This window comes from Microbulbifer celer (assembly GCF_020991125.1).
GTDB lineage: Bacteria > Pseudomonadota > Gammaproteobacteria > Pseudomonadales > Cellvibrionaceae > Microbulbifer > Microbulbifer celer.
This window is the reverse complement of the sequence record NZ_CP087715.1, coordinates 4,185,240-4,208,175: the sequence shown is the minus strand read 5'-3', so window position 1 is coordinate 4,208,175 and position 22,936 is coordinate 4,185,240. Positions and strand designations below refer to the sequence as shown.

Annotated in this window: 9 protein-coding genes; all 9 read right to left on the bottom strand. The window is 54.9% G+C overall.

Annotated features, from left to right (window positions below; genetic code table 11):
* Positions 1-2: 2 nt before the first annotated feature.
* The 9 genes from LPW13_RS17535 to pelA all read right to left on the bottom strand — a co-directional run bounded on the left by LPW13_RS17535 (position 3) and on the right by pelA (position 22,810).
* On the bottom strand, positions 3-2,567 hold the full coding sequence (locus tag LPW13_RS17535; RefSeq protein ID WP_230437289.1) for a glycoside hydrolase family 95 protein: 2,565 nt from the start codon (positions 2,565-2,567) through the stop codon (positions 3-5).
* A gap of 142 nt (positions 2,568-2,709) precedes the next feature.
* The gene (locus tag LPW13_RS17530; protein ID WP_230437288.1) at positions 2,710-3,402 is read right to left on the bottom strand and encodes a rhamnogalacturonan acetylesterase; all 693 of its coding nucleotides are present in this window, start codon (positions 3,400-3,402) and stop codon (positions 2,710-2,712) included.
* A 149-nt stretch (positions 3,403-3,551) separates the two neighbouring features.
* A complete protein-coding gene (locus LPW13_RS17525) occupies positions 3,552-5,156 on the bottom strand; it encodes a pectate lyase family protein (protein ID WP_230437287.1) in 1,605 nt (534 codons plus the stop codon).
* Positions 5,157-5,327: 171 nt separating this feature from the next.
* A complete protein-coding gene (locus LPW13_RS17520) occupies positions 5,328-8,372 on the bottom strand; it encodes a TonB-dependent receptor (protein WP_230437286.1) in 3,045 nt (1,014 codons plus the stop codon).
* A gap of 117 nt (positions 8,373-8,489) precedes the next feature.
* Positions 8,490-11,084, bottom strand: a complete 2,595-nt coding sequence (locus LPW13_RS17515; protein WP_230437285.1) for a fibronectin type III domain-containing protein — start codon at positions 11,082-11,084, stop codon at positions 8,490-8,492.
* A gap of 356 nt (positions 11,085-11,440) precedes the next feature.
* Positions 11,441-13,276: a rhamnogalacturonan acetylesterase gene (locus tag LPW13_RS17510; protein WP_230437284.1), complete on the bottom strand. Its 1,836-nt coding sequence runs from the start codon at positions 13,274-13,276 to the stop codon at positions 11,441-11,443.
* A gap of 87 nt (positions 13,277-13,363) precedes the next feature.
* Positions 13,364-16,621 carry a pectinesterase family protein gene (locus LPW13_RS17505; RefSeq protein ID WP_230437283.1) on the bottom strand — a complete coding sequence of 1,086 codons (3,258 nt, stop codon included), beginning with the start codon at positions 16,619-16,621 and terminating at the stop codon, positions 13,364-13,366.
* Positions 16,622-17,152: 531 nt separating this feature from the next.
* A complete protein-coding gene (locus tag LPW13_RS17500; protein ID WP_230437282.1) occupies positions 17,153-19,501 on the bottom strand; it encodes an NHL repeat-containing protein in 2,349 nt (782 codons plus the stop codon).
* 264 nt (positions 19,502-19,765) lie between these two features.
* Positions 19,766-22,810 carry a pectate lyase gene (pelA, locus tag LPW13_RS17495; protein WP_230437281.1) on the bottom strand — a complete coding sequence of 1,015 codons (3,045 nt, stop codon included), beginning with the start codon at positions 22,808-22,810 and terminating at the stop codon, positions 19,766-19,768.
* Positions 22,811-22,936: the final 126 nt, after the last annotated feature.

Sequence of the window (22,936 nt, the reverse complement as noted above, 5' to 3'; positions counted from 1 at the left end):
TGCTATAAGCTCCCTCCAGATTTGGCCTCACCTCCAGAAAAGCCGAATTGATAGGTCTCACCAGGACGAGTAGTAAATTCAAACTCACTTACCTGCGGTAGTGGAAGTTGACCTATATCCGCGTCCGGGGAAATCCTCGGCTTTCCGCGCTCTGGTACAGAAAAGAAGAAGTTTGGATTGGCGCTGCCCCGAGCCACGGGTTGCAAGTCCGCTTCGCCCGAAGGCATAAGTGATGACGGCAGCCGTAGGCGACAATTTCCACCCAGGCGGGAAGTCACTGTCAGACTCTCTACTGCTCCTTCGTTCCAGGTCATATCAACCACAAACCCGCCCCGGGCTACCAACCCCCTGACGTTGCCTTGTGGCCACGCATCCGGCAGCGCAGGCAACAGGTGAATGGCACCGTCGTGGCTCTGCATCAGCATTTCCGCAATGCCGGTGGTGACACCGAAGTTTCCATCAATCTGGAACGGCGGGTGGGCGTCGAACAGGTTGGCGTAGGTGCCTCCCTGTTCGGTAATTTCCTTTCCGGTATCCTCGACCAGCGTCAGCTGATCCTCCAGTAGCTTGTACGCGCGGTTACCATTCAGGAAGCGCGCCCAGAGGTTCACCTTCCAGCCCATGGACCACCCGGTGGAGATATCACCTCGGTACTCCAGCGAGGTTTTCGCGGCAGAAAACAACTCGGGCGTACGATAGGGAGAAATCTGGTTACTCGGGTAAACCCCGTACAGGTGGGATACATGGCGGTGGTGGTCCTCCGGATCGTCCCAGTCCCAGAGCCACTCCTGCAACTGGCCGAGCCGGCCGATCTGCATGGGAGGCAGCTGGTCGCGCTTGTGGGAAAGTGCCTCGGCAAATTCTGTATCGACTTCAAGGATCTCAGCCGCATTGATCACAGCAGAAAAAAGGTCGTATACCAGCTGGTTATCCATTGTGGTACCCGCGGATACCGAAACACGGATATCGTCTTCTATAGTCCGATAGGCGTTTTCCGGCGAGTTGGATGGTGCCACCACTAACCAACCGGTCTCCGGCTCGCGCTGCAGACTGTCGGCAAAAAAGAGCGCGGCATCGCGAAGCACCGGATAGTATTCCTGCAAAAATGCGCGGTCACCTGTGTACAGGTAGTGCTGCCAGATATGCTGGCTCAACCAGGCGCCGCCCCCCTGCCACTGACCATAAAATGCGGGGTCGACCTGTCCGGTGATACACCAGATATCCGTATTGTGATGCATCATCCAGCCGCGAGCACCGTAGATTTTACTGGCACTTTCACGCCCCGTTACTGACAGGTCCTTGAGCATCGAAAATAGCGGCTGATGTAATTCCGACAGGTTGGTCACTTCCGCTGGCCAGTAGTTCATTTCAGTGTTGATATTGACCGTGTACTTACTCTCCCAGGGAGGGTTGACGTGAGGGTTCCAGATCCCTTGCAGGTTTGCGGGCTGGGTGCCAGGCTGAGAGCTCGAGATCAGTAGATAGCGTCCGAACTGAAAATAGAGCGCAGCCAGTGCCGGATCGCCATCCCGAGAAAAACGCTTTACACGTACATCAGTGGGCAGTGCGCTGTTTGGCGTACTACCGAGGTCCAGTGCAACACGCTGAAACTGCTTGTGGTAAAAATCCGTATGTGCACGCTTCAGCTCGGGGTAGCTTTTTCCCACCACGGAAGCAACCTGTTCTTCGGCGCGCTTGCGGTCATCACCGCTGATATCGCGGTAATTATTGAAGTTGGTAGCAGTGGCAATAAACAGGGTTACCGCGTCTGCACTGCGGATACTGAGAGCACCTTCCTTAGCTTTCAGGTTGCCCCCCTCCAATTCCGGACACACGATTGTGCTATAACGGATCTTGCCTTCCAGCCCCTCGTGATCGCCACCGCGCCCCCGCACCAGTAACCGCTCGCCGTCGATCTCAACACGGTGCTGTTGAGGACTATCAAAGGACAGGTCCAGGTTAATCTGTCCCGGCCTGTCGGCGGTCAGGCGCACAACCACGACGGGATCGGCCAGGGATGAAAAGACCTCCCTTGAATATCGAACATCCTCCACATGATACGAGACACTTGCCAGCGCGTTGCCTATATCGAGCTCCCGGCGGTAATCGTGAAAATCTTCGTGGCCGGGAAATTCCAGCAACAGACTCCCCACCGTCTGGTAAGGCATACCATTGTTGGTTTTGGAGTGTAAATGTTTGTCGGCCAGACGCTGTGCATCAGTAAATTCGCTCTTGAAAAGGGCGTCATTCACTTTGTCGATATAAGGCGCGACATCCGGGTTCACATTATTGTTCGGCTCCCCAGCCCAGATCGTATCTTCGTTTAATTGCAATATCTCACGGCCCGCACCGCCATAGATCATTGCGCCCAGGCGGCCATTCCCCACCGGCAGGGCTTGATTCCAATTCTCTGCTGGTTTGTCGTACCAGAGCGTAAGGGGCCTGTTGACAGAAGCTCCTAGATCCAGAGTATCGGCGGAGGCACCTGCAGGCAGGGTAGATCCAAAGCCGTAGAGCAGTGCGATAGAACAGGCTGCAATTTTTAAAGATTGAATAGGTTTTATCATAATGTGGTAACCCGATCTCAGGCGAGAAAAATCAAGGTATCGGTCGATACCAACAGATTATCAGGAGGGAAAAATATAGGGAACCAGCAAACCAGCCAATTCGGAAGCGGCGATCTGCCACCTCCAATCAATACATCCCGCTTTAGTCGTAGCTGAAGGTCAGGTGCTTGGGTCTCGGCTTACGCAGTTTTTCAGCCAGTGGATGGCCGATTCTCTTCATTTCTGCCAGTGCGAGCTGTGCAACCTCCCGGGCTCCCAGTTGATTCAGGTGCGTATCATCGCGTACGCCATTCGGGTAGTTGGGATGGGTATCGGGTTTGATGTGCAGAAATCGCAGTGCGGAGTTCTCATCCCCCTGCTGCTGGAAGTGCTCTCGGGTAACCACCTCCATATCAATGAAATCCACTTTCTCTTCTTTCGCCACCTCGCGGCTCAGGGGCGCATACTTGGCGTGTGTGTGTTTGATGGTCCCATCTTGTTTGAAATAACGCCGGGTGATGGGGCTCATCAACAACGGATGCGCACCTTTGCTGCGGGCGTCACGAATAAAACGCGCCAGGTTGGCTTTGTACTGATCCGGCGGGGTATAGCGATCTTTCTTGCTTTCCGAGGCGTCATTATGCCCAAACTGAATGATGACAAAATCGCCGGGCTGCAACGCCTTTTCGATACTGTCCCAACGACCCTCCTCGATGAACGTTCGGGTGCTTCGACCATTCATCGCGCGGTTTTCCACCTTGATACTTTTGTCAAAGAATCGCGCGAACGGCATTCCCCAGCCATTCTCCGGAAAACTCATTTCCGGTTTGATCGCCATGGTGGAATCACCAGCCATATACAGGGTCTCCCCATAAGACGAAAGGGGAAGTATTGCGAAGAGGAGAAAAATGCACTTTTTCATTTTGGAATCCTCACTGGAAAAATCAGGCAGACTAGCCCCACCCCTGACTTTTGGGCGGGGCTTACAGTCCACTGTTCGGGAGATTACTGACAGGAGTCAGATGATTCCTTAAGATCCACAACATAATCCTGGCTATTTGCCAGCGGCGAATTGAAGGGTGCTTCGCCGCCCTTACCAGCAGTCATGATGAGATAATCGACCAGCGGTTGACCGGCATCCACCAACTCAGCGCTGATACTGTCTTGTGACGCCTGGGAATAATCCGCAGGCAGATTTCCCACCTCTCCCCAGGTACTCACGATCTCCATTGATGCGTCACTGTTCAGGTTGCAGGCACTGTCCGAGTGCCATACAAAAGTGCCTTCCGTACGGAAATTGCTCTGATTATCTGCATCATCACTGGAATAGTTATCCCGGGCCAGATCATTGCGAAGGGTGCCCAGCGCCACTCCATGCTCGCTGTTTACCATCAGTGCATTATTTTCCCAAAGTACCTGCGCACCCACGCGGGCACTGAAAACATCCTTACGGTAGTTCAGGAATACATTGTTGAACATATGGGTTTTACCGCGACGGATAAGCGGCACCCGGCGGGCCGTACCGCTGAATGCGCTGAAGTTATCATCGGTGGTAATAAACGCATTGTGATGCATGGTGGTGGTAATATTTTTATTCACCGTGCGATCGTCACTGGAACCGTGAAGACTCGCACGCTTTACATCAAGCAGGCGGTTGAAGGACATGGTGATGCCGGACGCACCCTGCTTAACATCAAATGCCGAGTCACCGGTAAGCTCAAAGCTGTTTTTGTGAATCCAGATATCGTGAGAGGCATCACTGCGAATCATATCTGGATCCAGTTCGTGATCTTCGATATGACCGGCGCCACGGAAATCAAGGTGAGTGAGAATCACGTTCTCGACACCCCTGATTTCGAAACCATTAAAGCGAAAATAGGCACCTGAACCTCGACCATCCAGTGTGGTATTGGAACCGATATCGGTGTTTCCAATAGGCAGCCCATCCTGGTTCAATTGTGTATTGAAGAACTCCGCTACACAGGCTTCACCGGCTTCAACCCCGTTGGCGGAGCACCAGTCCTGGTAGTTCACACACTGCTGTTCGGTTCCACCAATCGCACTCTGTACCTCACTGCGCCCACAGTATACGCGGTGCATGGAAACCTCGGTCTCCTGCGCAAAGTCCTCTTTGTCGAACACAATCCAGTTGTAATCGTCACTACTGACTGCGTTGTAAATCTGCTGCTCAACTGAAACACTCTGGTTCTTTTCAATCACGACCAGTTTGCTGTTGCCCGCGGCGTCGTAGCCGCCAGTTGCGTCCTCACCATAGCCTACGGCATTACCGAGGGTTTTCGACAGACACTCGACAATTTTTTGGTCAGTATCCAGCTCAGCAGAGTCACGCCAGTTGACCGTCGGGTCTGTCGCCAGTTTTTCGCAAGCCACGGAAACATCCCCCATCCCCCCGGAAGACGAAGAGCTGGAACTTCCGCCGGATGAAGAACTACTGGAACTGGAGCTGCCACCGGACGAGGAACTACTACTGGAAGAGCTGCCGCCATTGACGGGCGGAATGATTTCACCAGAGCCACCGCCGCCACCGCAGGCGGTCAACAGAAAAGACACCGCAATTGCGGTAACACCGGGCAAGATTCTGTATCGCATAGCTTTACCTTTACTCTGTTTTCTCTCTGCCATGCGCTCAACAGACCCAACGCAGTGGCAGGTTCCGGGCCGTTTCCTCCGGCCCGTTATTATTTACCGGCCCAGAGCCAAAAAAAGCCCCGCCAGGCGGGGCAACAAATGGCAAAGGGTACATCGATGCTTGATCGCTCGTTAGAAGTCTACGGTCAGGCCAAGCTGATAGCCGGGGCCGTATCCTTCCACGTTGTACAGGATGTGACCTCCTGAATCGGAGTTACCAGAGAAGTACTGCTGGTCCACACTGTCGGTAATGTTGACCGCGTCGAAGTAAACACGCGTGAGGTCGTTAATTCGGTAGGTCGCCTTCACATCGAAAGTCAGGGACTCATCCTGGTACAAGTCACCCCAGGTCCGACAGTTCTTGGCGTACCCCAGGTCGGCATCCATTGCTTTATCTTCTGCAGTACAGCCACCGATTTGCTTCAGAATCTCGCTGGTATAGTTGCTGATAAAACGCAGGGAGAAAACATCGTTTTCCCAACCCACGGTCAGGTTTGCAGCGGTGTCCGCAGTTTCTGGCAACTGAATGGAATCCACACGCACAGAGTCACCCACGTTACCCTCACTGCTCTGCAGAGTCAGGTTGGATTGCAGGAATATATTATCCAACCAACGACCAATCTTGTGATTTTCCCAGCGTCCCTCAAAGTACTGACTGAAGCTCAGCTCCGCGCCATATACCGTGGCAGATTCACCATTCAGATAGGTCTGCACATTGGTCAGAGTCATGTCTGCAGGAATGGTGAACAGGTCCACCTGGTCTAACGGCAAGGTAAACGGCGTGTCGGCGATATTCATCCGTACGCCATTTGCGTCGACGATAAAGTCCTTGATGTCTTTGTAGAACAGCGCACCCTCGAGGAAAGTATCTTCGCCGTACCAGGAAAGCGACAAATCAAGGTTCGTGGCCCGCATTGGCTCCAGCGACGGATTACCGATACGTACGGTATTGTCCGGAGACATAGTAAAGAACTCTTTCTGGTACTCCACATCACCGCGGCTGGAGCCGATATCATTCGGGTCTTCATTACATTCGCCGTTAAATTCGGAGTCCGGATCGTTGTTACAGAAAACCACCCGATCGGTTACTTCGAAGAACCCGCGACTCTTGCCGAAATCCGCACGGGAGAAGCTGGTCCACAATGAAGCACGAGCCAGCAGATTGTCGCCGATATCGTGGCGGTAATGCAGTGCCGGCAGGAAGACACCATACTCGTTGCCGGTTTCTTCAAGTGGCAGTGCAATATCCAAAGACTGCAACCCTTCGCTGTCCTCGTTGCGGTCATTACGCAAGGCCATATAGCCGGTAGAGTTAAAGTCGGTATACGCGTAGCGTGCACCGGCGATCAGTGTTGCATCCGGCAAAACCTGAAGTTCTGCCATCAAATATGCAGCAGCAGTATCTTCTGACAGTTCATAATCAAGTTTGGTGGAGTCCAGCTCTTTCTGCTCGGTATCGTAGTTATCACCAATCGCACGGGTGGCTTCAATCAGGCGCTCCGCCTCAGCACGGGTGATCACTGCGTGGTCGAAGCTGTCGTTTTGCAGCACTCTGGTAGCAAAGTCGCCAAGTCGTGAGCCGGCCATATCAATACATTCGAGATCACCCGCACAACCGGCGACAGCACGGTCAAACGGTACGATACTGGAGCGGTTCTTATCGTTGCTGCGATCGCGCTGATTGATCTTGACCCCGGTTTTCACATAGTTGACCAGCCCGGAATCCCAGTCGTGACGGAGGTTGAAAGAGAATTGGTCAATCGCATCTTCACGGATGCTGTCTTCCAGGAACAGATTGTCGTAGTTCAGATTGGGCTGGGAAACCTGGCCGTACTGATAGCCATTAGGGCCGGAAAGTGCGCCGTTAGCGATCTGTCCGGTCTCGATCAATTCATTCAGCTGCGACCCGGTGACCAGTTGACCATTCAGGTAGTCTTCACCGAATGTGCTCAGTGCATTCAGCTCACGCAAGCGAAATTGTACTCGGCGACCATCCGGCTTTTCATTTTTACTGCGGGAGGAAACCAGCTCATAGTCAATTTCCCAGCCATCGCCGAAACGGTTTTCACCGCCAATGGAGAAGGTGTCAGTGACCACTTCAGATTCCTGGATAAAGAACTGCTGCTGCAGGTCAACACTGCTGCCACCGACCACCCGGTTTTCCGGATCCAGGTACATCAGCTCTTCATCACCATCACTCCAGTTAAAGCGGTAGTACTCACGGGAGGCGATGTCATTATCGGCGTAGCTGGTGTGATTCACCTTGACGTGATAACGGCTGTTGTCATTGGGCTGGTATTCCAGGTTAACCAGGGCTGCAAGCCGTTCGCGATCCGCATTTTCCTGATAGGTCGTAAATTCCCATGGAATCAGCGCGCGCTGATCGCCCAGGTTGACATATTGCGGCAGAGTGCTGCCGTGATGTCTGGTCTGGTTACCCAGAGTTTTACGATTCTCCCAGGATGCGGTATAGGCAACCCCCAGAGTGTCACCCATAAACAGGTTTGTGCCCTGCAGCGTAACCTTGGGTGAGTTCTCTTCGGACTGATCCTGGTAGTAATTCTGCGCACGTAACTTGTAGGTATCCTGGCCGCGATCCAGTGCGGACAGGGTTTTTACGTTAATCGAACCGCCGATGGCATCCAGCTCCATATCCGGAGTCAGGGATTTGTTTACCTCGATGGACTGCAGTACGTCGGAAGGTAAGCTGTCGAGAGAAAACGCACGGTCTTCCAGGGTTTCATTGGTACCGCCGCCGGCGTTCGCCATTGCGCCACCATCCATACGTACGCTCACCATGCCCGGGCCGAGGCCTCGCAAGTTGACGAACTTGCCCTCACCCTCACTCTTTTGCAGAGTGATACCGGGCATCCGTTGCAGTAGCTCGGCGACGTTCTGATCAGAGAAGTTACCCGCGTCATCCTGGGTAACAATGGAACTGAAATTGTCTTTGTTGCGCTCCGCCATACGGGCATTCAGGTCCGCACTGCGCACGCCTTCGACGTAGACTTCTTCAACACTCAGATCGGAAGATGCCGCGTCTACTACCTGCTCTGATTTTTGCTGCTGCGCTTTCGCCTGTTGAGCCTGAGCTTCGCTTTCTGCCTCTTGCGCCGCCAAGGTGGTGGAGGCTGCCATGGCGATAGCCATGGCAAGAATCTGCTTTTTATAAGTCATTGTGACTCTCCCATCGTTTTTATGCGGCCCTGTTTTTCCTTTAGGACCGTTCGATGATTATTGTGACCACCGGCTGTATCGCTCATCCCAACCGGTGGTGCTGTTTCTCTTTGCTTATTACTGGTAGGTCACCTTGAAGTTGTCGATAGTAACCGGTGCTTCAGTACGACTGTCGCAACGCAACTGCAGGAACGACTTGTCAGTACCAACGTGATCATCCGGATCGCTCTCGATAGTAACTGTGCCAGTGGCTTTGCCGCCGTCAGCTATTACCGGTGCCAGTTCCTCGAAAATTTTCGAGTCGCCGCCATGCATCGATTTGCTGGAGCTGGAAGTATTGTTGTCCACATACACCTGACACTTGCCAGTCTGATCGCCATCTTCCGCATTCTCGTTAGTGAGGACATCAAAGGTGATGATGTACGGTTTGCTCAGATCAATTTCGCCGCGGCCCATGGTGTCCTCCGCAGAAGTCTCCTGCTCAGTATGTGCCAGTGTGTCACCCATGGTAAAGCGCGCATCATTGATGCTGAACTTGCCATCGGTTGCAGAGTCGGAAACCACCAGACGTGAGCCACCACCGGTTACGAAGTAGAACGGCTTGGTATTGTCGGATTCCAGTGCGCGGTAGTCAGGGGTAAAGAACGTGCTATCGCCAGAGTCACCGTCGGTTGCGCCGTTGAAGTTTTCTTTAAACACCAGCTTGCCGCTGTAGCTGCCCAGATCACCCAGGTTTTCTGGTAGCTCACCCACCAGTTCTTCTGCAGCCAGCTCGGCAGCAGTCTGGCTATCACTCCAGGCAATCCAGTCCACATTGGCGTGGAACGGACTGGAAGAGCCTTCACCGATGCGCATTTTGCTGGAGCTGCTGCCGCCTTCACGGCCATTACCGGTGAAGCTGCCAACTTCCACGCCATCGCGATAGACGGTAGCGGTGATGTAGTTGTCACCTTCGATTGCCGGGTCTTTTACAACAAAGCTGAGCTGGTAAGTGTGGAAGCCATCGGTAAGGTTCATATCCACTTCCGCGGTTTCACCGCCGGGGAGGAACTTCTCCAATTGCAGGCGACCGGGATCCTTATCGGAACGGATAATGGCTTTGATTCGGGCAGGGCCCCTGCCTTCAATACCCGCATCTGCCAGGTGGGTTTCGATCTCGAAACCGCGAACGCCGTCCTTGGTGGTGGCGAGAGACGTATCAATGCGCGCGATCCAGGTGAAGTGCATCGGATAGGTCGGATCAGCGATGATTCCGCTCAGATCCCCTACCGGCTTGGTTTCTTCGTCCGGTTGGATTTCCCCGACAGGTTCGTTGGTATTTAAAGTCATTACGCCCTGCTCACTCACAGTAAACCAGGGCTTCTCGTTATCGCCCAAGTCGAACTGTGTGCGGTCACTGCCATTGATGACAACAGACATGTCAGCACCGGGATGGGCACATCCGTCGTAGACATTCCACAAAATACTGTGAGCCGGAGACGGTTCCACTTTCTGTGTCGAAGTACAGGCGGCACCCTCGGGCGCAATGGGTGTACCACTGGCACTCTCACTCCACTCACCGGCGCCTACGGAGTTGATTACACGCAGGAAAACGAAGTATTCGGTATCGTTTTCCAGCGCTTCAATATCGTGCTGACTGCCTTCAATTTCAGCAGCGGGGATAATGGTTGCCCCCTCGATGGAGTCCTCGGTGTTGTAGGCAAGTTCGTAACCGGTGGCACCAACCACTTCGCTCCAGCTTACGACAAGCAGCGCATCGCCAGCGAACAGCCCCGGTGCTTCCGGTGCTTCCGGTGCGGTAGCCGGCTGGTAGACATTACACGCCGGCAGATCTGCCTGGCCGTCTTCAGCCTGTGGCTCTACCAGCAAGTCATCAAGGATGACCGAGCTTCCGCCTTCTACACGTAACTGCAGGAATGAGCCGGCGGTACCGACCAGTTCAGGGCGGATATCTTTGACTTCACCGCCCTGCTCATAGGTGATATCGCCGGGCACATTGATCTGTACACGCTTGCCGGGAATCAGGTCCCCTGCCGGCACGTTGAAGATGCGTGAACCCTGACTACCACCACCCCAGATGGAGTTAGCTTCACCGGAGGTATTGTTGTCGACGTATACCTGCATGTTGCGGGTGCCGCTGGCTGCCTTCACACAGAAAGAAACACGATAGTGATCGCTGAGATCCAGCTCACCCCAGGTACTGATATCGTCGGAAGTGGTGGTATCTTTTTTCGGATCGAGGTCTTCCGGGTCGTCACTTTCCGGGCGAGTCTGGCCAATGGTGAAACGGCCGGTATCCAGCAACAGGGCGGGGTTGCCGGCGTCACTCACAATCCCCATTTGGTCGAGGGCCACTTCCGGGCCGTCGGCAGGATTATCGTTGGCGAAGAAACAACAGGTGGGATAATAGAAGGACGGCCAGGCGTCTTCAGGGTTTGCAGTGTTGAGGGCCTTGTACTCCTGACTGAAGAAGAACTGCGTATCCGCTTCATCAAAGTTGACCAACAGGCCGTCACCGAAGTCTTCGTGCAGCGTACCGCCTTCGCTACCGCCTCCGGAAGAACCACCGGAGGAACTACTTCCGGATTGGGCGGGTGGTGTGGCAATCACATCCCCCTCGTTATTGGCATCGGTACCACCGCCGCCGCAGGCGGTCAGAGTTCCCATGATACAGAGCGCAAGCGCGGATCTGGTCCAGCGTGAAGGTTCCATGCTATCCCCTTTTCTCTCTTTCAATCGTTATTCTTATGGGCCTGGGTATTTCTCTGTATACCGCAGAGCCCGGCTTTTATTACTTATTGGTTTGGCAATGAAAGCAGATTGGCCAGACATAAACAACCCCTTCAGCCAGCTCGCACCGGAGTTTTAATGACCAATCTGGTCAGAGCAGACAAACCCGTCTATCTGTCCGGTTTTGGCGGCCTGCAGCGTAGGTTTGTAGTTAATTTACAACCAGAACAGGCGTCTTTGCCGCGCTGCAGACACAGGCCGCAGGCTCGGCACCCGAGAATTCGGACTGACCAATTTGAGTAAACCGAGTACCGGGCGGCAACAGCCGCCCGTTACGGTTATTCACCACTGATACCGCTGACGTTAAAGTCGTAAATGGCCAGGTACTTGCCGGTGCTGTTTGCGCCCGCGGCATTCCAGGGGAAGATGCGCACGTAAAGCGTATCGCCGGCGGCTACCGGGATGGTTACGCCGTACTCCTTCAGCACCATGGTGTCCTTGGTGAACGACATGGCGCTATCGAGCGTGACCGGGCTGCTGAAATCGCTGGAGAGGGAATACTCGATATCCGCCTGCACCGTGGAGCCACCGCTGGTGGTGAGGTAGGCGGAGATGGTGTCCACGTAGAAGGTCTGGGATTCTGCGGTGACGGCGAATTGCAGGTAGTAGTCGTCGTTGCGGGCGACCTGGTCTTCTCCGAACACCTTGTACCTGGCGACGCCGGTGTCCTGGCCGTCCACTGCCAGCGTCTTGGTGTTGCCGGCTTCCAGGTTATTCGCCAGCGCGTCGCTGGCGCTCACCAGGCCGTCCATGCTGGCGGTGACGGAAGCGCCTTCGGTAAACCAGCTGGAATAGGATTCCACACCTTCGCCCGCCGCTACGCCGGTGCCTGTTGCCGCCACACTGCCGAGCTCCTCGCCCTCCAGGGCAAAGGAAATATTGCCGCTATAGCTTTGCTCCGCTGCCGCGCTGAATTGCACGTAGAGGTTGGCGGTGAAGGCGCCATTGGTGAAGTCAATGGTGGTGGCTCTGTTCCAGGTCTCCGAGTCCGCGGCATCGCTCAGCAGGAAACCGTCCGGTGCGGTAACAGTGACGGCGCCGGTTGCCGGCACCAGATCGAACGCGGAAATGGTGAGGTTCTTGTTGTTGGGCACACCGACGTAGCGGTTGCCCCACTCCAGCTCGCTCGGGCTGGGTACCAGGGAGGTGGCTTCGACGATATGCCCTTCCATCAGGCCGTGGGATTTCAGGCCCTCGACGGCGGCTCTGGCGATCAGGTTGGCGAAGAGCACCGCCGGGTGGGTACTGTCGGCGGCGATGTAGAGGTGCTCCGTGGCCGCTTCGTCACCGTAGCTTTCCACGATGGCCTTGGTTGCGGCGGTGAGATCCACCAGGGGCACGTCGTAGGCTTCGGCAACTGCTTTCATGGCCGCCGGATAGTTGCCGCGCGGGTAGGCTTCTCCATCGTAGGCTTCCTGAAGATTGTGCTGTCCTTTTTCGCTGATGGAACCGCTGCTGAAGTATTTGCGCACCATGGGCGTCATCAGGATCGGCGTGGCGTCCTTTTCCCGAGTTTCGAGCACGTACTTTTTCAGGAACTGGTAGTAGGAGTGCTCTGTGTCCGCACAGTCCTCGCCGTTCTCGGTGCCATCGCTGCAGAAAGCGTAGGTGCCGAACTCATCGTAATCGGTGCCGCCGCGCTTCTGGTCGTTGTGGCCGAACTGAATGATGACGTAGTCGCCCGCCTCGATATCGGCCCTGGCCGCCGGCCAGCGCTCTTCTTCGTAGTAGAAGCTGCGGGAACTGCGTCCGCCCCTGGCCCAGTTGTTGATCTCCGATTCCTCGCTGAAGAACATCGGCATGGCCTGCCCCCAACCCATCTGAGGCAGGCGCTCCTCACCGTAATCCGTCATGGTGGAGTCACCGAGCATATGAACCGTCGGCGCGTCACCCCCGGAGCTGCTGGACGAACTGCTGGAGCCGCCAGAACTCGAAGAGCTGGAACTACTGGACGAGCTGCTGGAACCGCCGGAGCTACTAGAAGAGCTGCTGGAACTACTGGAACTGGATGAACTGCTGGAAGAGAAATCACCGCCCGGACCATCGGAACCATCACTACAACCGGCGAGCCCGCTACATAACATCAACGCCAACAGAAATTGTCTGCTGTTCATGGAAATCTCCAACTTGTTTGTTATTTAATTTATTTCAATTGCGGAGCGAACGGACCGGTGTTCCCGGTCCGTCGCAAACGTCGGTGCTCACTGCACCAGCTGGATATCTTCGAAGGTAAAACTCTGGCTGCCGGCGCCATTCGGCGCGGCAAAGAAACCGACTTTCACGGTATCGGGAAGGTCTGTGAAGGTGCTTGCACCGAGGCTTTGGTAGGTCGCACCACCGTCAGTGGAATACGACACGTAATAGGCCTGCCCCTGACGTTCCAGTTTGTAATAGAGGCTGTCGCCTGGCGTTACCGCTGCGTTGCCGGTTTTCCCCCAGCCGCCACCATCGACTAGTACATGGCCATAGGTGGCAACCAGATCCACCGACTCACCCTCGGTAATGTCGTTGATACCGATATGCGCCAGGGGAGAAGTCGAAGCGCTGGCGGCATCACATTCACACAGCATCAGACCGGCCTGGAACTGGTAATAGGGACTTTCACGCAGGGTGCCCACGGATTTCACTTTCGCGGTGAGCGTGAAATCTCCGGTCACTTCCTTTGCAGCCAGAAAGAAGGACATCGCGCTGGTCTCGAACTTGCCGCCCTCAGCCGTAAAAGTGATGCTGTTTTCGGTTTCTGCATCAATACTGCCGCTGACCGCGGTGGTGCTGCCACCTAGAATGACCGCCTGATCCTTCCAGATGCCATCGGATCCGGTATCGACTTCACAGTGATCATCACTGGTATCTTCCGGGTAGGGATCCCAACCCTCGCCGCCATTCCATTCGGAGAATATCTGCGCGCGGTTGCAGAATTCCGCATCGGCTTCGGTATCCGTCAGCATGTAGGAACCGCTGTAGCGCGTGGAGGTATCCACGGGCGCGCCAGTCAGGTCCGCACTGTTGTACTCCCTCCAACCGCTGTCAGCCGTTGCCGCTACCGGCGTCGGTACCGGATTGTCATACCAGCCCACGGGCTTGATATGGGCATCCATTTCGGTGTTTACGAAAGTCACATTGTCGTAGAGACCTGACTGGCCGGCACTGCGAGCGAGGTAGTAAGTATTGTCAGCAACCGGGTGATCCAGCGGGCCGGGGCCACGGGTCAGGCTGGAGTTCAGGAATACAAAGCCCTTGTCGGCCTCGCTCCTTACCCGCGCCTGCAGGATGTAGCCACCCTCGCCACCATCGGAGCGACCGAGCGTGCGAATTTCACTGTTTTCAAACAGCGATACATGTGGGTAACCCCAGATGTAATCCACATTGCCCGCTACCAGGGTGTTGTAGAACCAGGTCCAGCCTTTCAGCAACAGAGTGTCCTGCTCGCTGATAAAGTTGGCGTTGCGCGCGATAAGACGCCCACCATCGCTATTGAAGTAAATGGTTTCGGCCTGTCCGCCTTCACCGATCAGCGACGTGTTGAAAAGGGTCAGGTTTTCCAGCGTGAGCATGTCACCGCCCTTTACCAGAAAGAGGGTACGCAGGCTGCTGCCCGGGTTCATCTCGTTATTGTTGGCATAATGAATGACCGTGCCCGTGCGACTCTCGCCCTGCAGGGTGAGATTATTCTTGTCGCGCAGGTACAACACCTCGCGGTAGTCGCCATCCTTGACGGTGATGGTTGCGGGCTCATCTGCGCCCACATTTTTCATCACATGATTGAGTGCTCCCTGCACCGTGCGGAAGTCTGCCGGCCCATCGTCATCCACCGTGACATCGGCGCCACTGGGACCACCGGCACGGGTAGTAAAGTGCCAGCCGGCATCCTTACCGATACCCGCAAAGTCGGTACCATTTAACTGCACACCGGTCTTCAAAAAGGTGCTGCTGATCGCCACGTAGTACTCAGTGCTGTAGTCCAGTGCATTGGTATGCGGGGCAATGGTCAGCGTGTTGCCGTCGATTTCGAACGGCAGTACATTCAGCTCGCGACCGCTGCTCTGTCCCTCGTAGCCGAGAATGTCCGTCTCGCCTCCGGCGCGAATCGCCTCCACTTCTTCATCGGTATCCGCGCGGAAGATTCGCACCGAGCCGAAACCGCTCGGGCTCGGCGCACTGTCGAAGGTGATGCTGAGGCGGGTGTCTTCGTATTCACCGGTATTGCCGGGCATGGGGGTAACGCGGCCGCTCAGGTCACCGTAGGTGGCAGTGGGCATTTCGAACGCCTTGGCCACGCGCACTGCAATGGTTTTCTGTTTGCTGGGGTCAGATCCGCTGGTGAAGGTGATGGTGGCATCGCCCTGGGCCAGGGGCATCAGGGTGGCGACGGTGTCATTCACCTCGACAGAAACCACGCTGTCATCACTGGACGAGACGGTAAAACTGTCCGCCGTTACACCGTCGCTCTGAATGGCAGTGACATTCACTTCCAGCGGCGGGTTACCAGCGGTGGTTTCATAACTGGATTCGGCGAAGTCGATACCAAACTGCACGGGCTTTATCGCCGGGTCCCCCACCTTGACGTAATCCACTTCAAAGGAGCGGTTGTAGGTGAAGAAGCCGATGCGGCCCGCACTCTGGTAGAGACTGTCGGCATCGGTAAAGGAACCGAGCTCCTCGCCGTCCAGATAAACGGTACCGGTATTGCCCACCATATCGAAGCGCACCGTATACCAGGTGCCGTCGGTTGCCTTGTTGCCATTGTCGTCTTCTATTTCACCCAGTGTGACGGGCTTCTTGACCCGCACTTCGCGATTCATCGTGCCGGACGAGCCGTCACTAGTGGATGCGTAACCCGCCTCCATCTGGGTGGAATCAGTAGTGCCGGCCAAATACATGCCACCGAAGTACCACTGCAGAGGGCCCTGATAGCGCCCCATAGCGTAGAGGAACTTGCTGCCGGTATTGCCGTTTTCCCGCGGGCGCACGCGGTATTCCAGGGAGTAGTCTGCCGGCACGCCGGAGAAGGCCGACTCTTTTACCAGGATCAGTTCGCCCTCGTTCAGGTTTCCACCGCGAGTGCCGGCGGTGAAGCGCAGGGACTTGCCTTTTTCTCCCTCGTCGAGAATATCGAACACACCCGGGTTATCCAGGCCATAGCCATCGATAACCGCATCCCAGGTGCTGGCGAACTCGCCATCTTCGAAATCGTCGCAGAAATACAGCCCGGTTTCCGGACAGGTGAACACAGCGGATGCCGGTGGGTTTTCAGGGTCCGTTGGCTCACCCGGATCAGTGGGCTCATCCGGATCAGTGGGCTCATCCGGATCAGTGGGCTCTTCCGGTTCCGGCTCGGGTTCCGGCTCTTCCACCGGCATCGGATTCAGCTGTACCAGCTCTTCTTTTGAGCTGTCATCACTACAGCCGGTAACCCAGCCGCACAGTGCAATGGCGGCGCACAGGGTATGGACTCTCATCTCTTTGCTCCTGTCGATACTTATTATTTTCTTTGAGCAATACTGCAGGCCGGCTATTTATTATTGGCCCGACCAAATTGCAGAGTGAGAATATCTTTGTCTATACCCAACATCCATATTGGATAGTCCAATTTAGACTAAAGTCTAACCTTAAGGTAAAGCCACCTACCTGACTTATATGCGTCAGTGAACTTTTGTCCGGGTTTCAGAAAACCTGTACCGCCTGTTTTCTAGCGGTCGACACCGATAATCAGCGCATATCGGGCCGGTAAATCCCGGGCGATTGACTCTATTGATCAGTTAAAAGCGCGATGAAGGTTTTCATTCGACAGCGGAAAGGAGAAAAGAGAAATGAATCAAGAAATGCAGGTGTAGTGGATTTACTGCCTGCCTTTTCAAGGTGCAGGACGGAATACTCTGGCGAAGGAAACAGGTGCAGAGTAACCCCGCAGACACCGCCGTTGCTGTAGAGATCGTAGAAGCTCTACCACGGGCGGTCTCCCCGGGAATAAAATGACAGAAATGTCCGGTTCAATATGACAGAGTAAATGCCTGGGTAGTGTCGTAGTCATAGACGTTGATCAACTGTCCGTGATCTGTCATATACATCCAGCCTCTCCGGGTATCGATCGCCTTGACCGGGCTCCAGTAAATGGTTCCGGAAAAGTAGCGAAACTCCCTGTCACCGGTTTCCAGGTCTACGGAAACAATGGGTGCATAGGAAGGGCTCTGGGCGATAAACAACCGGTTTCGCTGCGGATCGAGTATCAGTTGCCCCAGGGCCTCGAGAGCGGGGCCGGTACCGACATTGCCACCGGTCAGAACTTCGCGATCACCAGTGGCCAGATCCACCCGGAAGATCGTATGGGTGGTGGAATCCCCGACATAGGCCATATCGCGCGACAGATCCAGCTCTATGAAACCGATCTCCTCCCAGCCGGTTCCCTGCCCGACCATTGATGGCTGACTGACAACCCGAATTTCCTCCAGGGAAAGGTCGGTTGCCAGTAATGCGTTTGTCGCTCCGTCTGTAATATAAAGTGTGCGACTGTCCGAATCGATTGCCATACTGCCGGGCTTCGTCAATCGAGGATCTGAAGCTTCTTCGCTCCGAAACAAAATCGAGCGATGTCCGGTCTCTCGATCAATCCTGACGATTTCACCAAAGAGACTGTCGAGGGTATAAATATCTCCACTCAGCATATCGATTTTCAGGGTGCCGATATAAGTGGTGGTTTCCACACCATCATCCATTCCCGGCCCACTCAGGATGCTTCTGTCTCCGGTAACCGGGTCCACCAGCATGATCTGCGGGCTCTGGGTTTGCACCACCTGATTCCCAATCACGATCTTATCGCGCACTGAGTCATACGCGATGCTCCGGATCATGTTAGCGCCCGGTCCATCGCCACGGCGGGACGGCACTACACTGGTCCGCTCCCCGGTCCGGATATCGATAGCGATTACCTTGGCGGTCTCACGGCTGCTGATATAGACAAAACCGCGGCTCTGATCTACCTCGATATCATTCCCCTGCTCAAAAACCAGGTTTGAAAAATAGGCGGCTTCGGGCCCTGACACCAGGCGCCGGTCACCACTGGCAATATCAATTTCAATCAGTGCGTTTTCAAAATCGGCGATATAAGCCTTCTCAGCCAGTGCATCTACCACGAAGTCCTGTGTCAGATTTAAGGCGTAACCACTACCTTTTTCCGCGCTGCTGATCACACTGCGATTGCCGGTCGCAAGGTCGACCTCCAGAATCTGTTGTACTGGCTCCTCAAATTCACTGGATGCCAGAAACAATCGGCCGTTGGAGGCGTCCATCAAATCAAATGGTTCAATGGATGGGCCCTCCCCCCGGTGAGGCCCAGAAATCATCTCCCGCTCCCCGGTTAAAAGATCAATCGAATAAAGTGACCGCTCATAGTCCTCGGATCCTCCGGGAGGGTAGGCCAGTGCATATACAATGGGATCTGAGTCATCGGTGATTGTCCTGGTGATAAAAGAGAAATACTCACCGCTCTGACCGTTTTGAGAAACAACGACATACTCACTGTCTCCGGGCACAAGCTGGTAAATTTCCGTTTCTCTTTTCTGATAGTGCGCACCGGTTGCTGCACTGTACATAAAAGTTCCGGGTGCGCCTGAAATATCGTGGACAAACTTCTGTGCCCCGGTTTCCAGATCCGTTTCCACCAGCTCGGCCGCGTAGTTGAAGATACGCCCGCCCGCTTTATCCAGCTCGGATGAAACCCCGGAGTACCAATGGGAGTATGCATAAGTCCGCAGCCATCGGTTATTTTCAACAGTTTGTCGATTACCGTGAATATCACCCGCCGTCAGCGACAGTGAAACCCGGGCGCCATCGGACTCGGCACTTTCAATGGGAATGGTTACCTGCCAGGTTTCAAACCCGTCTGAGGTTTCCGCCTCAACACCGTTGACTGCGACGGATATGATTTCACTGTCATCGCTCGCGCTACCGCGAACGGTTGCGCTACTCCCACGTACCCATAACCCATTCACATGGGGAAAATCAATTTGCACCTGTGGTGCCTCTGTATCCGTTACACCGCCACTACTGCCGGATGAACTGCCACTCCCCGAGCCACCTGAAGAAGAACTGGACGAAGAGCTGGAGGAAGAACCCGAAGAGCTGGAGGAAGAACCCGAAGAACTGGAAGAGCCGGATGAACTGGAGCTAGACCCGGCATTTCCACCGCCGGAGCCATCACTGTCGCCACCGCAGGCAGAAAGTATCAGAGTCATACAGATGACATAAACAGCTTTCGATAGGGAGAAATATGTTTTCATAAAGTTCGCATTTGACTGTTTTTTAACCCATAAATATTGCAACCGCACACTCAGGGCTCTCACAAGCCTGTACCCTGAATATCGTCCGGTACATACCTGAGACGGATCACGACACGGAATCCAATCATTCTACGCGTCCACGACAGTTGGGTCAGGGATTCACAAGTAACCCACAGATAAAAAGGCGCGTAACTGCCGGTAATCCAGACGGATACACAGAAACCTAAAAAGCCCATCTGCCTGGCGGCAGATGGGCTTCTGTATTGTGATGTTTACGAGTCGGGGCGATACGCAACCAGCATCATCACCCGAAGCAAAACTTAAGGATCAATAACCAATATTTTCTGCATAGGCAATAATTTTCTCACCATAACCACCACCCCAGCTGTACCCCTCGCGACGCTCCTCGGAAATATCCATGATGTCGTAATACTTACCGCCATCGCGATCACTGAAGAAACCATCGTTGCTGTGGAGATCGTAGAATCGATACCACATACGATCGCCCGGGGAATAAATGATTTTTTCCTCGGTGGATTTATCGTATTTGTAATCTTCCAGGATGGCTTGTGGGCTGCGATACCAGGCCAGCGCGGCTTTTACCGCAGTTTCAATTTCCGGTGTCTGCGGCTGGGTCATCAGAAAGGCGATGATTTCCGCCGATTCGCTGCCACTCAGGGACTCCAGCTCGTAGGCGCGGGCGGGCTTGGGCAGATAGTCGGTGGCGCCGTGCTGGGCACACCATACGGTCCGTTCGCCGTTCTGCTTCCACTGCGCATTGAGGATATATTCCACCCCTTTATCCAACGCGGCCCTGAACTGCGCACGGTCGCCGCTATTGAAAACATCACTATCGAACGGTGCGGCCCCTTTCTCCGCGTGATACAAAACGGTGAGAACACGGGTCATGGCATCATCGTTAAAAGTGACGTGATCCGCGTAGCCACCTTTGAGCGGATAGAACTGGGGCCAGCCACCGGAGGGATATTGCATGGCCAGCAGGAAGTCCATTGCCGCTCGGGCGGAATCTCGGTAAGCGGTATTACCAGTGCGTTTATACATCTCCGCCATGTAGGTCATTTCGAGGGTGGTGGCGCCATTATCGATGGTGGCGGAGCCGCTGCCACCGTTGCCGCTGCTACCGTACTCCTGATTCTTCGGCCAGCCACCATTGTCGTACTGGTGCGACAGGATGATATCTGCCTGGCTGCTGCTCAGGCTCCATTCACTCAGGTAGCGGTTGAATCGATCGTGCACCGGATTCCCCTCCTGGGACAACGTCGGTGCGCTGGCGACACTGCCGCTGTAGCTCGGCACCCAGGATTCAAACATATTCGCCACGGTATAGTTTTCCGCTTCCGCATAAGACAGCTGACGGGACTGGGAAACACGCTGGGAGGTATCGGCACCGGGGCCGGTATTCTGATATTCGGCAAAGCGCGCGGTATCGAGGCTGTTGTCGCCCATGGGGCGCCAACCCTGAGGCAGAATATGCGGCCCGAGATCGACGTTCAGATAGGTGGCGGCACCATAGGGACGCCAGTTTCTGCCCAGGGCAACACTGTCGTCAGTGACCGCGGAAGATGCAGTAGCCTCGCCGCCGAGGAAGACAATACCGTAGGGATTATCCACTTCGGTGCTGGGTGCGGTGATAGAGGTGCCGTTGCCCACACTGTGGATCCGGCAGTTATCAAACACCGCGGTTGCGCGGCCGAAGATGTAATCCACGGTGCCCTCTACATAACAGTCTTTAAAGTACTGCGAACCACTGTGTACATAGAGGGTATCCTGATTACCCAGGAAACGGGTATTGCGGAACTGCACCCGATCGGCGGCGATACGCACGGCCACCGCCTGAATACCCGGCCCATGGCTGTTTTCCATGGTGAGATTTTCAAACGAAACATCATCCGCCCTGACGGAAATGCTGGTGCTGCCGGAGGTGCCCAGGGTACCGCCGTTGCCGTCCGGGGTTGCGGCGGTGTCGTCATAAGTAAGAATGGTTGATGCGGTTTTTCCGGTCTCGCCACACAGGGTGAGATTGGGCCGATCAATCAGCAGTTTTTCGTAGTAGGTACCGGGCTTGATGCGAATCTGCGTGGGCTGGGTATTGGAAGTGGATACGCTGTTGATTGCCGCCTGCACCGAGCTGTACTGGCCGCTGCCATCCTGGGCGACGGTGATCGCCGGTTGTCCGGTCACATCATTACAATCCATTACCACCGCGGCGCCACAGGAGCCTGACGTGAGGCTGTTACCCGATACGGTAATGGCATCAATATTCGGCAGGCCACTTTCAGTCTGGGCAATAAGACGTATCTGATTTTCCCCGGCCTGCAGTGGCACGGTCATGTTTTCACTGTTCCAGCTGCTCCATGCACCGGTCGCGGGCAGGTAGACAGTGCCGACCACAGTGCCATTGACCTCGATATCCGCCGGACGATCGCTGGTGGCTGCGTAGCGGATATCCAACAGGGCGCTGTGGGCATGGTCGGCGTTGATACTGTATGCGACGCTCGCACCGTACTTGTTGTCGGTGTTGGCGAAACCACTACCGCCGAAGCCTTCGTGATTGCTGTCGATGGTACCTTCCACGGAGCAGAAACCCTCACCTTCCTGCACAGTCAGTGTGGTGCTGGTAGTCGCAACCTCCGCGTCGTCGCCGTTGGAATTGAAGACACTGCCGCTGGTGTCGCTGATTTTTATCCAGTAGTAATAGGTCCCATCTGCAAGATCATAATCGGTATAGCTATTGCCACTCACGCCGGCGGCAATGCGCGTGCGCCCCTGAGGATTGGGATCGGTATCGCGGTATACCGACTGGCTGGCAATATCGATATTGTTTACGTCCCAGTTCAAGGTCACGTCATCACCGGCCACACTGACGGCGAGATTAACGTTGCCGTTGTTATCGGACGCCCTGCTCGTCGCATAGGTCTCAAATTCTGCAACGGCCGGTGTACCGTTACTACTGAGAATTTCGAAATTGATTTTGCTCAGACTGACGGGATCAAAACTGATAGTGCCGGCTCCGCTACCCTGCGCCAGAACATCGCCATTGTGATGATTGACCAGTTCCCATGTACTGATATTTCCCTCAAATCCATCGGCTTCGACAATCACGACACTGCCGACAGTGGTTGTCGATGGCCACTTGACTGAGATGCGCCCGGTAGTGCCATCCGGTGACCAATAGCTCCCGGTATCCCCATCAATCACGTTGCCGTAGCTGCTGCCGGTTTGTTTGGAAGAACCATCGGCACCGGCGCCAATGGAAAGATTGTCGTCCTCTTGGGCATGCAAACCTGAGGCTGTGGAAAACAGCAGGACCATCCCCATGCCCAAAAAGACGTGTTTTATGTTTTTACCCATTTTTATTTTCTCCATTGGGTCTTTTGCCATTTCACTCGCCGACGCACGCAGTGCGCGATCACAGCCAGACCTTTTAGTAAAAAACCCCATCCGCCGGTGGCGGATGGGGTTTTGTTTACGTCACAG